This window comes from Pseudomonas sp. PAMC 25886 (assembly GCF_000242655.1).
GTDB lineage: Bacteria > Pseudomonadota > Gammaproteobacteria > Pseudomonadales > Pseudomonadaceae > Aquipseudomonas.
Map to the genome: position 1 here is coordinate 153,029 of NZ_AHHC01000083.1, position 14,841 is coordinate 167,869.

13 protein-coding genes are annotated in these 14,841 nt (G+C 49.9%); all 13 read right to left on the reverse strand.

Annotation, left to right across the window (positions count from 1 at the left end; genetic code table 11):
* Window positions 1–31: 31 nt before the first annotated feature.
* Window positions 32–1,000: a UDP-glucose 4-epimerase family protein gene (locus tag MUM_RS0127285; protein WP_010176210.1), complete on the reverse strand. Its 969-nt coding sequence runs from the start codon at window positions 998–1,000 to the stop codon at window positions 32–34.
* Window positions 997–2,127 (reverse strand): glycosyltransferase family 4 protein, encoded by a 1,131-nt coding sequence (locus tag MUM_RS0127290; protein ID WP_010176211.1) that lies wholly within the window; start codon window positions 2,125–2,127, stop codon window positions 997–999. The genes MUM_RS0127285 and MUM_RS0127290 overlap by 4 nt, the downstream gene beginning before the upstream one ends.
* Window positions 2,124–4,082, reverse strand: coding sequence for an asparagine synthase (glutamine-hydrolyzing) (asnB, locus tag MUM_RS0127295; RefSeq protein ID WP_010176212.1), 1,959 nt, complete (start codon window positions 4,080–4,082; stop codon window positions 2,124–2,126). Before asnB (MUM_RS0127295) ends, MUM_RS0127290 begins: the two co-directional genes overlap by 4 nt.
* Entirely contained in the window at window positions 4,082–5,224 is a 1,143-nt protein-coding gene (locus MUM_RS0127300) for a glycosyltransferase family 4 protein (protein WP_010176214.1), read from the reverse strand. The genes asnB (MUM_RS0127295) and MUM_RS0127300 overlap by 1 nt, the downstream gene beginning before the upstream one ends.
* The gene (gene asnB, locus MUM_RS0127305; RefSeq protein ID WP_010176216.1) at window positions 5,221–7,110 is read right to left on the reverse strand and encodes an asparagine synthase (glutamine-hydrolyzing); all 1,890 of its coding nucleotides are present in this window, start codon (window positions 7,108–7,110) and stop codon (window positions 5,221–5,223) included. Before asnB (MUM_RS0127305) ends, MUM_RS0127300 begins: the two co-directional genes overlap by 4 nt.
* A gap of 51 nt (window positions 7,111–7,161) precedes the next feature.
* The gene (locus MUM_RS0127310) at window positions 7,162–8,445 is read right to left on the reverse strand and encodes a hypothetical protein (protein WP_177325017.1); all 1,284 of its coding nucleotides are present in this window, start codon (window positions 8,443–8,445) and stop codon (window positions 7,162–7,164) included.
* A 19-nt stretch (window positions 8,446–8,464) separates the two neighbouring features.
* Window positions 8,465–8,992 carry a serine O-acetyltransferase gene (locus MUM_RS0127315; protein ID WP_010176218.1) on the reverse strand — a complete coding sequence of 176 codons (528 nt, stop codon included), beginning with the start codon at window positions 8,990–8,992 and terminating at the stop codon, window positions 8,465–8,467.
* 7 nt (window positions 8,993–8,999) lie between these two features.
* Window positions 9,000–9,875, reverse strand: a complete 876-nt coding sequence (locus MUM_RS1000000133620) for a glycosyltransferase family 2 protein (protein WP_238535553.1) — start codon at window positions 9,873–9,875, stop codon at window positions 9,000–9,002.
* A 41-nt stretch (window positions 9,876–9,916) separates the two neighbouring features.
* Window positions 9,917–11,422, reverse strand: a complete 1,506-nt coding sequence (locus MUM_RS0127325) for an oligosaccharide flippase family protein (RefSeq protein WP_010176220.1) — start codon at window positions 11,420–11,422, stop codon at window positions 9,917–9,919.
* Window positions 11,423–11,439: 17 nt separating this feature from the next.
* Window positions 11,440–11,853 (reverse strand): GNAT family N-acetyltransferase, encoded by a 414-nt coding sequence (locus MUM_RS1000000133625; protein WP_158000317.1) that lies wholly within the window; start codon window positions 11,851–11,853, stop codon window positions 11,440–11,442.
* A 45-nt stretch (window positions 11,854–11,898) separates the two neighbouring features.
* A complete protein-coding gene (locus tag MUM_RS1000000133630) occupies window positions 11,899–12,591 on the reverse strand; it encodes a WbqC family protein (protein ID WP_081480137.1) in 693 nt (230 codons plus the stop codon).
* A gap of 9 nt (window positions 12,592–12,600) precedes the next feature.
* Entirely contained in the window at window positions 12,601–13,710 is a 1,110-nt protein-coding gene (locus tag MUM_RS0127335) for a DegT/DnrJ/EryC1/StrS family aminotransferase (RefSeq protein ID WP_010176222.1), read from the reverse strand.
* A 105-nt stretch (window positions 13,711–13,815) separates the two neighbouring features.
* On the reverse strand, window positions 13,816–14,841 hold the full coding sequence (locus MUM_RS0127340; RefSeq protein ID WP_010176223.1) for an NAD-dependent epimerase/dehydratase family protein: 1,026 nt from the start codon (window positions 14,839–14,841) through the stop codon (window positions 13,816–13,818).

Consider the following 14,841-nt stretch of genomic DNA (forward strand, 5'->3'; position numbering starts at 1 on the left):
CCAATTAAGGTCCCTCATGGGGCACCACTATTTACTTCAAGCTTCCCTGAAAACTTTCAGCCGTCTTGCGTAATGCGCTGGCCACCGTCAATGGGGGATTCCAGCCCAGCAATTGGCGAGTCTTGCCAATATCAACCTGCAACGAACCACACAGGCGCTGGCCAATAGCCTTGCGGCCTAGCAAGGTCGCGCCCAATTGCAGTAGGGCTGCCGGTACGGGGATCAACCGAGCCGGTTTACCCAAAGCAATCCCCATGCGTCTCAACAAATCAGTGGTCGACATGTCATCACCATCGCTGGCCAGAAACGTCTGATTGGCTGCCGCCGGGTGATCCAGGCACGTCACAATCAAGTCAACGAGGTTGTCCAGCGCGACCAGGCTGCGCTGGTTACGAATAGCGCCCAACGGCAGTACAGCACCTTTGTTAAGCCAGCTCATCATGCTGCGAAAGTTTGCCTTGACCCCAGGGCCGTACACCAGGACGGGACGAATAATAACAACTTCCATCCCGCTTCTTTGCGCCAGCGATAAGAGTTGCTGCTCTGCCTCCATTTTGGAAACACCATAGGGGTCGCACGGCGCCGGCACGTCATCTGCCGTGTAAGGGGCGCCCATTTGGGTTCCCTCACCGTTGACCTTGATCGAGCTGATAAAAATGAAACGCCTGACTCTCGCCTGAGCTGCCTGCTCCGCCAGCTTCAACGTGCCTTCGACGTTGACCTTGCGATACTCGGTTAACGGATCACTGGAGGCGTCTGACATCACATGAACGCGCGCGGCGCAGTGAACCAGAACATCAACACCTTCAAGAGCAAGCGACTCACCCGCAAGATAATCGGCACTGACCCGCACAGGTACAGCAGACGCAGGAAGTGTTACACCCTCGCGACGTACCTGCGCCAACACCCGACAGTCCCCTGCAGATGCCAACCGATTAACCAGTGCTCCCCCCACAAAGCCACTGGCTCCAGTGACGAAGATAGTTTTGTGCTGATTCAAAGCGCGCGCTCCAACTCTCTGTACACATCCAAATGCTGCTGCACGATCTTCTCGATCGCAAATGCGCGTAAAGCCAGCTCACGGCCAGCCGCCCCCATCCGGGCACGCAAGGCAGGAGCCTCAATCAACACCTGCAATTCATTAGCCAGGGCCTCTGCATCACGAACAGGTACCAGAAACCCTGTTACATCGGCATCAATCGCATCCCGGCAACCTGGCACATCGGTGGTGACCACTGCGCGACCGCACGCTGCGGCTTCGACCAGTACCTTGGGCAAGCCTTCACGATATGAAGGAAGGGTCACGATATTCGCCGCAGCGAACACATTCGCGATGTCGTCGCGGTAACCGAGCAGCTCGATCACCCCTTCCTCTCGCCACTGCTGCAACTGTGAGGTGGTAACTGTCGCCGGGTTACCGGGATCAATGTCACCAATTAACTGAAAGCGCGCGTTAATACCACGCGCTGTCAATATTTTTGCCGCCTCAACGAACTCGACAACGCCCTTGTCCAGCAGCAGTCGAGCCGCCAGGCACACCACAGGGGTCCCTTCCGGCTCTGGCAACGCGGTGTAACGAGACAGGTCGACGCCTGAACCGCGAATCATCACGACCTTGGATTGGGTAAGTCCACCCATGCTCAAGAGCAGGTCACGATCATCGGGGTTCTGAAAAATCGAGCGCAGATTACGCTTGCCTAACGCCAACCGATAAAAAGTGCTGACAACCTTTCGCGTGATAGTGGCCTTAAGTCCCTTGGAGAGAAATACAAAGCCCAGTCCGGAAATAGCGGTAACCACACCTTTAACCGGCGCCAGCCGAGCGGCAACGCCACCATACAAAACCGGCTTGATGGTCACCAGGTGCAAGACGTCCGGCCTCAATTGCCAGAGCAGCCGCCAGATCGCGAACATCAATCCTAGTTCGGCCAAGGGGTTACGGCCGCTACGTGAAAGCGGCAACGGGTGAAACTCGAAACCTTCAGCGGCAATAGCCGCAACGGCCGGACCCGGCATGCACGCCACATGAACCCTATAGCCCTCTGCCTGCGCGCCCTTGGCAACTGCCAGCCGGTGCGAAAGAAAAAAACCCGGGTCGTTGACGATAAACAAAAGTACTTTACTCATGCCTGCTCTTCCAACCATGCCTGGAACATGAGGATGGTCCACAAGTGAGGCTGCCAGTTTCCGCGGCCCTCAAGATGTTCCTGCCACATGTGCCTGATGCGTTCAGGGTGGAAGTATCCCTCCTGGCGCAAGCGCGCTTCATCCAACAAAGACTCTGCCCACTCCCGTAAAGGACCGCGTAGCCACGCCCCAAGCGGGATACCAAAACCTTGCTTGGGCCTTTCGATCAACTCCTTGGGAACATGACGATAAAGCACTTCTCGCAACAGCCATTTGCCCTGGCCGTTACGAATCTTCAGGTCCAGAGGCATGCGCCAGGCCAGTTCGACAATCCTGTGGTCAAGCATAGGGACCCGGCCCTCAATGCTTGCGGCCATCGCAGCGCGATCCAGTTTCACCATGATGTCATCCGACATATAGGTCTGGGCGTCCATCGCCATCATCCAGTGTTCGAAACTATCGGTCTGGGGCCAGCGCGAAGGGTCAGTGAAAATGGTTTCGGGCTCCTTGCCACCGATCACGACACTGGCGGGGTCAGTCCAATGACTGTTGAGCTGCAGGTAGAACTCATGCCCATCCGCAAGCGCCAGGACGCTAGCCAATTTATGAGCCTTTTCCCCAGGTGTGCTGAGATGAAGCCGCTTGGGCAGCAAAGGCTTGGAGAGACGGAACAGGCTGTCCCAGGTGGACGGTGAAAGTGAGCGTAAAAGCCCGGAGCTCGCCTGTCGGGCAAACGGCGGCAACTGTTGCAGTTTTGACCAGACTTTCTTGGCGCTGAGGTAACGGTTATAACCGCCGAAGAGCTCGTCGCCGCCGTCACCGCTCAACACAACCTTGAGCTGTTGGCTGGCCAATTGGCTGACAAGGAATGTGGGAATCTGCGAGCTGTCGCTGAACGGCTCACAATACATCGACGGTAGACGCGGGATAACAGCCAGGGCATCGTCCGGGCGCACGTACAACTCGGTGTGTTGCGTGCCCAGATGCTTGGAAACCGCCTTGGCATGAACAGCCTCGTCGTAGCCGCCTTCGTCGAAACCGATGGTGAATGTGCGGATTGGCTGGGCGCTCTGGGCCTGCATCAAGGCCACGATAGTGCTGCTATCCACGCCGCCGCTCAGGAATGCACCCAAAGGCACATCTGCGAGCATTTGCTGACCAATGCTTGAGCTCAGTTGAGTCTCCAGCAAATCCGTCGCTTGGGCGGGAGTGCCCTTGAAGGGATCGGCAATGCCTTTTGCTACTGCGTCGTTGAGACGCCAGTAAGCCTGTGGGACTGCGGCTTTTGCAGCGGGCAGATTCTTCAGCGCAAGCGTTACGTAGTGACCGGGCTCGAGCTTGGCGATGCCTTTATAAATGCTGTAAGGCGCAGGAATGCAGTTGTGCCGAAGCAATAGCGTCAACGCGTTGCGATCCACTTCGCCAGTGAACTGCGGGAAAGCCTTGATAGCCTTGAGCTCAGACCCCAGCAGCAGAGTGTCTTCCTGCCAACCGTAATACAAAGGCTTCTCGCCCATCCGATCGCGTGCAAGCGTCAATACCTGCTCTTGCCTGTCCCACAGCGCGAAGGCAAACATCCCAACCGATGCCTGCAAGGTCTTTTCGACACCCCAGCCTGCAAGACCTGCGAGCAGGACTTCGGTATCAGAATGGCCTCGCCATGCGGGTGGCGACAATCCTTCATTGTCCAGCTTCTGCCTGAGTTCGGTATGGTTATAGATCTCACCGTTGAAGACGATTAAAAATCGCCCACAACTGGAATGCATCGGCTGATGACCAGCCTCCGACAGATCGACAATTGCCAACCGTCGATGCCCGAGCGCGAGGCCTGCATTTTCATCAACCCATACACCACGATCATCGGGGCCACGGTGCACGAGGGCATCGTTCATCCGGGTAATGATCGATGCCAGATCACTATTACGGGCCTGGAAAATTCCGCTGAAACCACACATCAATGAACGTCCTGATTTAAGTAAAGCCGGTCATAGATTTCTTTGAATTTATGCTCGGTACATTTCATCGTGAAATTTTCAACGATACGTGTATAGGCACCCTGCCCCATCATTGATCGCTCGGCAGGAGACGCTGCAATCATCTTCGCCAGCGCTTCAGCCAACGCGAGGGGATCTTGTACGGGTACGACAAAGCCATTTTCACCCAGCAGGAATGCCGCGTCTCCTGCATCGGTCGTCACACAAGGCAACGCCAGGCTCATCGCCTCGCCCAGCACATTAGGAAAACCTTCGGTAAATGAATGCAGGCAAAACATGTCCATCGCCTTAAAGCAGGCGGGCACATCTTTTCGCTCACCCAGCAACACAAATCGATCAGCGAATCCGGTTGATGCAATCTGCGCCATCAATGTGCTATTCGCTTCATCGACATCACGTCCCACCATCAGGAACTTGACGTGCGGGAACCTGGGAGCGACGAGCCCGGCAGCCTCGACAAAACTGGCGTGATCCTTGACTTCGTTAAAACGCCCCAAGCTTCCTACAACGAAGTCATCTGCGCTTATTCCTTGCGCCGACCTTGTGGCCTCACGCTCTTGCGGAGATGCAACCAGACGCTCAAGATCAAACCCGTTGGGAATGACAGCCATTCTGCTCGGGGAATAACCCGCAGCCACATGCGTCTTTCGTGACGCCTGGGCAGCGCACACGATAACGCTGGGGACAGTCGCCGACAGCCAGGCACACAGTTTGCGAACAATAATTGTGGCCTTTGCGCCACCTCGGCTGACGTCAGTGGTCCTGATCCCCCAGATCACGCCCCTGATCCCCACCCAACGCGCTGCCAAGCCACCCAACAAGTCAGAGTGATACATCCAAGTCTGAACGATATCAGGCTTGTTCAGCCGAAGATGGCGAACCAACTTTGCAAACGTTGGCAGGACATCCCAGGCCCCCCGCATACCCAACGTATCAACAGTCACCCCGCAGGCACGCAGCCGAGCGCCCACTTCACCCAAATCCGTCAATGAGATAACACGGTGTTCATCATCGCCGCTTGAGTTGAATGACTCACAGAGCCGAAGCAGCATCAACTCCGCGCCGCCGATATGCAGACCGACAATAATATGGGTAACTTTCAACGGCCTTGCTCCTCCAACCACGCCTGGAACATCAGGACACCCCATAACTTGCTTGAATGATCAGCCCGACCACTGAGGTGTTCTTCCCAGGCACGCCGGATCGGTGCAGGATGGAAGAAACCCTCCCGGCGCAACCGGCCTTCATCCAGCAAGCTTTCCGACCAATCGCGCAGGGGCCCGCGCAACCACGTCGCGATGGGTATGGAAAAGCCCTTTTTCGGTCGCTCGATTAACTCGCGAGGAACATGACGATAAAGCACTTCCCTCAATACCCACTTGCCAACGCCACCTCGAATCTTCATATCCAACGGTATGCGCCAGGCCAATTCAACAACCCGGTGATCGAGCATTGGCACCCGAGTTTCCAGGCTGCTGGCCATCGCCGCACGGTCGACCTTTACCAGGATGTCGTCAGCCATATAGGTCTGTGCATCCATCGCCATCATCCACTCTTCATACCGCTGCGTAGCGGGCCACGATGAAGAGGTATCAAGCACCGTAATCGGCTCTTTCGCGCCGATTACGACACTGGAAGGTGTTTTCCAGTGACTGACAAGTTGCCGATAAAAGTCCTCCCGACTCGAAGTATCAAGAATATCCACCAACTTCTCGACCTTGCCTTTTATCGGCAATGCCTTGAGCGTTGCGGATGCAAAACGTCGCAGGGGTAACGGCACCTGGCTGATCTTCCCCCAGATACGTGGGGCAAATTGGTAAGGGTTATAGCCGCCAAACAGCTCATCTCCCGCATCACCGCTTAACGTGACGGTGACTTGTTGTCGCGCAAGGCGGCTGACCAGGAAAGTCGGGATCTGTGAACTATCGGCAAAGGGTTCACAGTAGATGTTCGGTAGATCCGGGATAACGTCCAACGCGTCTTTGGATTGAACATAGATCTCAGTATGTTCAGTACCTAAATGGCGGGATACGGCCAGAGCGTGTTCAGCTTCATTGAACCCTGCCTCACTGAAGCCTATGGTGAACGTCTTGACCGGCCGCGGGCTTTGTTTCTGCATCAGGCCAACCACAAGACTGCTGTCCACGCCGCCACTTAGAAACGCGCCCAGGGGCACGTCCGCGAGCATTTGCATGCCGATGCTTTCGCTAAGCTGTGCTTCAAGCGTATCAACTACGGCGTTGGCGTCAGATTGCAGCGGAGACGCAAGCCCCGCCTCAACCGCCCGATTGAAAGACCAAAAAGGAAGCGCTTTTACATCCGATCGGCGCTGGTCTATCGCGATCCTTACATAATGCCCCGGCTGCAGCTTCTCTATCCCTTGATAGATACTGTAGGGCGCGGGAACGTAGTTGTGGCGCAGGTAAAGGGCCAACGCGTCACGGTCGATATCAGCGCAAAACGCAGGATGGACCTTGAGCGCCTTGAGTTCAGAGCCGAACAACAGCACGTCATTCTGCCACCCCCAATAAAGCGGCTTCTCCCCAAGACGATCCCGAGCCAATACCAGTTCATTTTGCCGGGTATCCCACAGCGCGATGGCGAACATCCCAACCGTTGCCTGCAGGGTCTTTTCGACTCCCCAGTGCTCAAAGCACTCAAGCAGCGTTTCTGTGTCTGAGTGCCCGTTCCAGGCCGGCGAAAGCCCACTCTCCTCAAGAAGAGCGCGCAGTTCGCCATGGTTGTAGATCTCGCCATTGAACGCAATTACGAAGCGCCCACTCGATGAATGCATTGGCTGGTGGCCGGCAGCGGTCAGGTCGACAATCGCCAGCCTCCTGTGGGACAGACCTATACCAGCGGCTGAATCAAACCAATAACCGCCGCCGTCCGGGCCACGGTTGATGATTGAGCGGCCCATTGCCTCAAGCAGCGAAGACTTGTCGGTAGAGAACTTCTTGTTCGTAAAATATCCGGAAAAACCACACATCAGGAAAGCTCGCAATTAATTTACTGGTCGGGCCGTTCTCGCCCGCCTGAGTCAAGCCAGATGAGCACTCGGGTTCACACTCGCATAGCGATTATAAAACCGGTGCAATAGCGCGCTTGAAAATATCAATATAAACAAGCGAGACACGTCATTCTGATAAAACACAGGAGCCTTTACTTCCAAGACTAAAATCAGGCACAACAGTACCAAAACAAAATAGCCCGCATCGGCAAATCGCCGCATCCCTGCCCAGATTTTCAAGAACATCCAACCATAAGACGCGTAAACCAGCACAAACCCCCCGATGCCACTGGCAAGCAGAGTTTTCAGATAACCGGAGTCAGACCGCGCGACCCCACCACTTTGATCATCAAACGAGCCACTACCTGCAATAATATTCAACAGATCCGGGACGAAAAGCATACTTTTCAGATCATCCGTAGAGGCAGAGGTGAGGTCCTGACCTTTCGAATAGTTGATGAAAATCTCGAACGCATAATCAAAAACGTAGGTTGAAAAAAATTCGAACCTTTCCGGAAAAAAATACTGGAATAACAAAATTGCCAGCGCAGCAAAGGCGCTAAAAGCCACCCCTACGATGAGGGACTTCAGAGGCCATCGAATCGCGAGAAGCCCCACGCCAAGAAGGAACACGACCACCCCGGTACGTGCAACCAGTGTAATTGAAAGAGCAATTACGGAGATGCTTAAAAATCGCCAAATGGTTGCGTTATTGGCCCGGGAATATACTGAGTAAACGCCATATACAGCGGCCAGCGCAAGAATAGCGCTGAGGTTAAAACCGCCGCTATCGTGAATACCGCGAAAGCGCAGAACACTATCAACTTCAATATTTCCACGGTTAGCCAACGACGCGGATAACAAATCCCTAAAAGAGGGCTCCACGAACGACAGCATAATGAAAAACGCTTGAAGAACAGTCGCCCAATAAATCAACTCGAAGCAGCGATGAAATCCATAGAGCGCATCATCTGAATTCGCACGCCGGCCAACCGCATAATAAGTTATAACCAACGCCAACAGCAGAACGACAATAAACTTTATGAAAATCTCCAGAAATATTGTCTCAGCGTTACCCCAGAGAACACTCAGCATCACGCCCAAGGAACCCGCGAGCAACAGCGCCACAATGGAAAAGCGGCAAGTGACAAATGCATAACCAACAAAACCGCGGAGCAACGGATCAGCAAGAATCAGGAGCAAAGCCCCAGGAATGAGAAGCGCGACGGAGGGCACGCCCAGAAAGCTGAGCGTAAAATTGAACACGTAGAAAAAAACAACCAGTACCAAAAAAAACGACCGCACCTTGCTCACCCTGCCACCGAAGTTGAAGTTACGTTCTCACGAGCGCCTTGCCAGGAACACCTACAACAACTGTATCCTCTGGAAAGCTTTTAACAACAACGCTGTTCGCACCTACAACCACATTGTCACCCAGAAAAATCGGCCCGAGGACTTTGGCACCCGTACAAATAACCACATTATTTGCCAGTGTCGGCTGATTGCCCTTACTGGTTTTCGATAGGTCCTGGTTCCCAAAAGTCACACCATTAAAAATCTTGCAGTTCGCCCCCATTATTACGTCGGCACCTATTACTATATCATGACCGTGCATGATGCAGAGACCTGGGCCAATTTGTGCCCTGCAAGAGATATCGCTACCAAAAACAATGCGAATAAAATATTCAACCAGAAAGCTCAATACACGCCCGATAACGGGAATTTTTAACAGGCTTTGGCCCAGTCGCAACATAATGGTCAAGTGAGCGGTGTGATCAAACACTACGCTCTTGAGCACTCTGGACGCCCGATCACTACCTGCGATTGAGCGTAGGTCCTGGATCAAATAGGTTAACGACATAAAAACCTCATTTACTCTTAATGGCGTCGGGGATTCTGAGCATAGAAATCATCTTTCTCGCGCGCCAGACCTTGGGAATTGTAGAGAGTCTAAAGCTTTTAATTAAAACAGGAAGAAATAACTTACACTCACCAAATCGCCGATTTTTTAATGCAGCAACAAAAAGAAAACTGACAGAAACCGAAATATCAGACGCACTACCCTGATACTTATCCATAAAGTAATAAAACGATTCAACCAACAACGCTTTCGTTTTACTCCCAGAGGAAGCAATCCCAATTCCTGCCCGGTACACACCTAAGGGTTGGGAACTAACAAAACCAGCATACCCGCTACCAACTTGCTCTACATTAGCAAAATAATCTAGTAGAGGAAAACTTGGCAGCACTATATCCCTTACAGATGCGCGATACATCTTAGAACTATTCATACCAATAGTGATATGACGAAACAAATCAAACCGAGTAAACGCATTATGCAGCTTATCAAGATCTATTAAGTCTTCAGCAATGGCGTTAGTTTTAGGATTTTCAACAAGCATCCTATGCCAGACTATATTATAGTCTGGATTAGCATCAAGAAAATCGCTTTGCGCTTGCAACTTACCCGGCAGAGCATAATCATCCCCATCCAAGTGAGCAATATAACCCCCCGCGGCAATTGCATGTACGCAAAGATAGTTCTCCGTGACGCCAATATTTTGCGAATGTATTATAGGCTTCACGGTACCAGGATATTGCTCAGCAAGTTTCCACAGCAAATCACTAGTACCATCAGTGGAGCAATCGTCACCAACGATAATCTCAAAATCAAAATCCGTGACTTGATTAACAAGACTGAGAACGCACTGCTCAATATAAGAGGCCTGATTATAAGTCAGCACACAAACTGAAACCTTTACCGACCGCTTATCACTGCACATATTCACAAAGCTCTCCAGCGACCAATTATACTGCGAAGCATTCTCCTCGAAGCACTCGAAAAAATAACCGCAGTGGCAATTATTGAAAAACCAGCACCTATTACAAACAACGCGCTCAGCAAGCGACTATCACTTTCAAAGTCAAAAAACCAAAGCAACGCTCCCACAATCGAGGCAGGTAAAAGAATAATCAGCACATCTTGAAATAACCACTTCAAGTGAAAGGCTGGCTCCAACCTAGAATGAACAAACCAAACCCAGAACAGCAAAAACAGAATGTTCACAATTAGCCAAGCATATCCTGCTCCAATCATACCATATTGATATGATGCTACATATATACTAGGCACCATGAAAACCAGAAGAATAATATTACCGATAAAGTGAAGCCGCAAGTTCCCACGTGCATATTGAATATAATAAGGAAATGCCGAAATCGCCAGGCAGCCGTTACCTAGAGCGTATAATATCAACGTAGAAGAGACGTTGCTAACAATGGCGTGATCGCCTGTCCATGCCCACAGAAGCGACTTCGCAAAAAAAGCCATAGTTATGGCTGCCGACCCCGCAATTATCGCAGTTAACTGCGTAGAGTCTCTATAAATCGTTAACACTTCAAGCGGCTTACCTTCAGCATGTAGCATTGCCATACGGGGCATAATGGCACTGCTAATAGGCCCAATAGCGACCATCACTCCCCCAGCTATTAATACAGCTAGCGCAAAATAACCATAAACACTTAATGGCAATATACTAGACAATATAAGCTTATCTGTCTGCGTGACAACAACCCATATAGAAGCGGTAAACGCTATTGTCAGGGAGAAACCTAAAACACTCTTAACAGGAGCAAACGACCAACCGACCGCTTCATTCCTTACGTCCGGCAACATTGATCTCGACTTAAAGTGCAACGCGAAAAACTCAAGAACCGCGATAAAAAACTGATAAAAGAAAAAGACCAACGCATTAAAACCATAAAACCACATCACCGGTAGCACCGCCACAAATCTAAGCGTGGCAAACACCACTCCAAAAATACTTAACCAAACCAACCGCTCACTGCCTGCAATTACACCACGATACAAACCACACACCCAACGTATCGCAACACATAGCGCCATTATTTTTATAATTAGACTTGCGTCGCCCAGAGTAATGCTCTGCAAGTTTAACCATTTTCCAGCCACAATAGAGGACGACAAAAATAGCCCCCCTCCGCCCAAAATAGCCACAATAAAAAAAAGAGAACTCAGAGACCTAAATAGACGCCGAAAGTCCAGAGCCGTAATCACTCCAGCTCGATACCGTGCGGTTTCTCGCCCTATAGTCGGCGTCAATCCGAGATCAAGTAGGTTAAACCAAGCCTGAAGCATCGTAAAAAAGCCAACTAAACCGTAAGCCTCTGCTCCCATATATCTAATATACAAAGGCAGCATCAGTATGCCTACAACAGTCACATAAAATTGACCTATGTAATTAGATATTATATTCTTTTTAAGGGACAATTAGCACATCCAGTAAATCACAAGTTAACGGACATTTTAATAACTTCTTCTGTTTCATTCACAACAAGAAATCCACACTTGACGTAAAGATTATAGGCAGAATGATTTGAGCGCAAAACCTCCAATCCGCACGTTTGATATCCACGCGACCTCATTGTATTCAGTACCCCAATAACCAGTTGCTTCGCGACCCCTTTTCCTCGCCCAGGTTCAGATATGAGGACCATCGTAATGTACCCTCGTTTACTTTCAAAATCATTGCAGTAGAAGGCGACAAACCCCAAGCAGCTATCTGCTGTGTAATGAATTAAAAACTCTGCACTCTTTTGTGTTTTCTGAACATAATCTTCAACAGACACGCCGCGAACCAACGCACCGGATTGAAGAGCCTGTTCAGCAATTATTAGATTCTTTATATCTGCTGGCAGCATAAAGCACCTCAACTCCACAAGGCGAACCATTATCACCCATCAGCACTAACCCAAAACTATGCTGCGGGAATCTTCGAAAGAGTTAAACATTAGTACATCTATAATAGATAGTCCTGGAATAAACTCCCTATCAAACTGAGAGTAAGGAACTAGATTAGGAGATACAAACTTTAACTCCAAACCACTTTCATAAAAAAAATCTTTTTCATAAAGTCCTTCCCCACCAGGGAGATTAAAATACTCAGTAGCACTAGCCCGCAAACAAATATCGACAATCCGATCAGGTCCTTTCAAACGTGCATTTTCATAGACAGAAGACGTTTCTACGAAATACGTGTCAAGCCCTAAACACCTAGACGTTTCCATTACACTACGCCGGGAGACATCGGATATTTTATCCTCCGTCCCCCCTGCCGCCAGCACATGCCTTATCAATTCAAATGTATTAATAAAATTAGGTGCTTTTGAATAAGACTGTCGAATGCTGTCAAGTAACTTCGAATGCCATACCTCTTTGGGTTGTACGGAAATATCATTTATCCTAAGATTCTGACTGGCCCCCACAAGGGGCACAGTTACGTAACGAACCTCACCAGCCAGAAAAAGTCTATTTCGGTTTATCCACCCACGATTTATATAGTTCACATCATCAAGAACCACAAATTTTTCGACTTCCGAAACCAACTTAAAATAACCGGCATACGGAAAAAAATATGGCTGCATAATCGCAAGCTTCACTTACTCACCTCACACATCTAAAATAACATTTATTACTTTATCTATTGCAGAATCCTCAAGCGTCGGATAAATCGGCAAGCACAACACCTTACTTGCAATATCGTTCGCGACAGGCAAATTTTCCTTAGCCGAAGAACTCATACTTCGATACATCGAAAACTCACTGATCAACGGATAAAAATAACGCCTTGAAAATATATTTTTATCTTTTAGCTTCTGATAAAGCGCATCGCGACTCAAAGAGTACTCATCAGTGATTAATATTGGAAAGTAAGAACAGTTAACTTCTAGGCCCGGCGGAGGGGACACCACCCTGATACCTTTAACATACTGCAAAGCGTGTGAATATCTGCTCGCTATCTCTCTACGGCGGACAAGAGCCTTATCAATATGTTTAAGTTGCAGCAGCCCAAAGGCTGCATTTATTTCACTCATTTTTCCATTAATACCAGGGGCAACGACGGTAACCTCATCCACATAACCAAAGTTCTTAAGCTGCTCAATTCGCTTCTTCGTTTTGGCATCAGGACAAATTATTGCACCGCCTTCAAAAGTATTGAAAACTTTTGTCGCATGAAAACTTAAAACACTTAAATCCCCATAACGCAGTATGCTGCCGCCCACATCCTTAACAGCAAATGCATGCGCAGCATCATAAATAACTTTAAGATTATAGTTATCAGCAATAGTTTGAATTGCATCAACATCACACGAAAAACCATAACAATGGACCGGCATGATAGCTGTAGTTTTCGAGCTGATTGCAGCTTCAATCTTTTTCGCGTCCAAATTGAAAGTATCTGGATCGATATCCACGAAAACGGGCTGCAGCCCATTCCACAACAAAGAGTGAGCAGTCGCAACGAATGAGTAAGGTGTCGTAATGACTTCGCCTGTAACTCTGAGCGCCTGCAGCGCAGTCAATAACGCGATTGTACCGTTATTAAAAAGCGCAATGTGCTCCACCCCCAGGTACTCACAGAGCTCCTTCTCAAGCTGCTGGTGCATTGGGCCTCCATTGGTCAGTGTCTTGCTCTCCCATATTTTTTCAAGATAGGGAACAAACTCTTCTAATGGCGGAAGGTAGGGCTGAGTTACATAAATAGGCTTATCGCTCATAAAACTTCCTTGCGCTAATCTTAATCACTCAACCGCGCCTCGTAGCTGAGTACTTATTAGTAAGCTATATAGCGAGATAGAGAAAATCCATATCTCGCGCTATTCTTACTTCAAGAATTCCGCATACCAAGGCATAGCCTTTGCGATGCCTTGCCCAATATTAAACTTGGGTGTATATCCCAAAAGCGTTTGTATTTTGCCAATATCTGCCTGTGAATGGCGCACATCACCCGCGCGAAAGTCTCGATACACAGGCTCTTTATCATAAGTGATGCCGTTTTCCGCCAAGGATTCGCGCAACGCCGAAAACAACATATTGAGATCAGTGCGCCCACTGACCGCCACATTATAAACCTGATTGCGCGCGGAAGAATCGCTTGTAGTCGCGGCTAAAATATTGGCTTGAACTGTATTCTCGATGAAGCAGAAATCCCGACTGGTTTCACCATCACCATTGATGAAAACTTCCTCGTTCTTTATCATCGCGGCCGCCCATTTTGGGATAACAGCCGCGTAAGCACCATCAGGATCCTGGCGCTTGCCAAAAACATTGAAGTAACGCAAACCGATTGTTTCAAAACCATAGCATCTGGCGAAAACGTCGGCATACAGTTCATTGACGTACTTGGTGACCGCGTAGGGGGACAGCGGCTTACCGATCACATCTTCAACTTTTGGCAGACCGGGATGATCGCCATAAGTCGAACTGCTTGCCGCGTAAGTAAAGCTCTTTACCTTGGCATCCCGTGCCGCGACCAACATGTTGAGGTAGCCATCAATGTTGGTACCGTTTGTTGTGATCGGGTCGTTAAGGGAACGAGGAACAGACCCCAAAGCGGCCTGATGCAGTACATAATCCACACCTTCGCAGGCCTGATGACAATCCTTGAGCTCTCGAATGTCACCTTCGACAAATCGAAAACGTGCCCACTGCTCAGGGAGAACTGTATTTTTCACTTCGTCGAGGTTTCTTTGGTGACCGGTAGCGAAATTATCCAACCCGACAACCGTCTGATTCAAACCAAGCAGTGTTTCCAACAAATTAGAGCCAATAAAACCCGCAACTCCGGTGACTAACCAGGTTTTCGGCGAAGCTGGAAGTGTTTCTATCAGAGTTTCGTAGCGGGTCAT

Excerpts from the sequence above, each read along its gene's own strand:
- MUM_RS0127290 (WP_010176211.1), bottom strand. The coding sequence starts at position 2,127 with ATGAGTAAAGTACTTTTGTTTATCGTCAACGACCCGGGTTTTTTTCTT.
- asnB (WP_010176212.1), bottom strand. The coding sequence starts at position 4,082 with ATGTGTGGTTTCAGCGGAATTTTCCAGGCCCGTAATAGTGATCTGGCA.
- asnB (WP_010176216.1), bottom strand. The coding sequence starts at position 7,110 with ATGTGTGGTTTTTCCGGATATTTTACGAACAAGAAGTTCTCTACCGAC.
- MUM_RS0127315 (WP_010176218.1), bottom strand. The coding sequence starts at position 8,992 with ATGTCGTTAACCTATTTGATCCAGGACCTACGCTCAATCGCAGGTAGT.
- MUM_RS1000000133625 (WP_158000317.1), bottom strand. The coding sequence starts at position 11,853 with ATGCTGCCAGCAGATATAAAGAATCTAATAATTGCTGAACAGGCTCTT.
- MUM_RS0127335 (WP_010176222.1), bottom strand. The coding sequence starts at position 13,710 with ATGAGCGATAAGCCTATTTATGTAACTCAGCCCTACCTTCCGCCATTA.
- MUM_RS0127340 (WP_010176223.1), bottom strand. The coding sequence starts at position 14,841 with ATGACCCGCTACGAAACTCTGATAGAAACACTTCCAGCTTCGCCGAAA.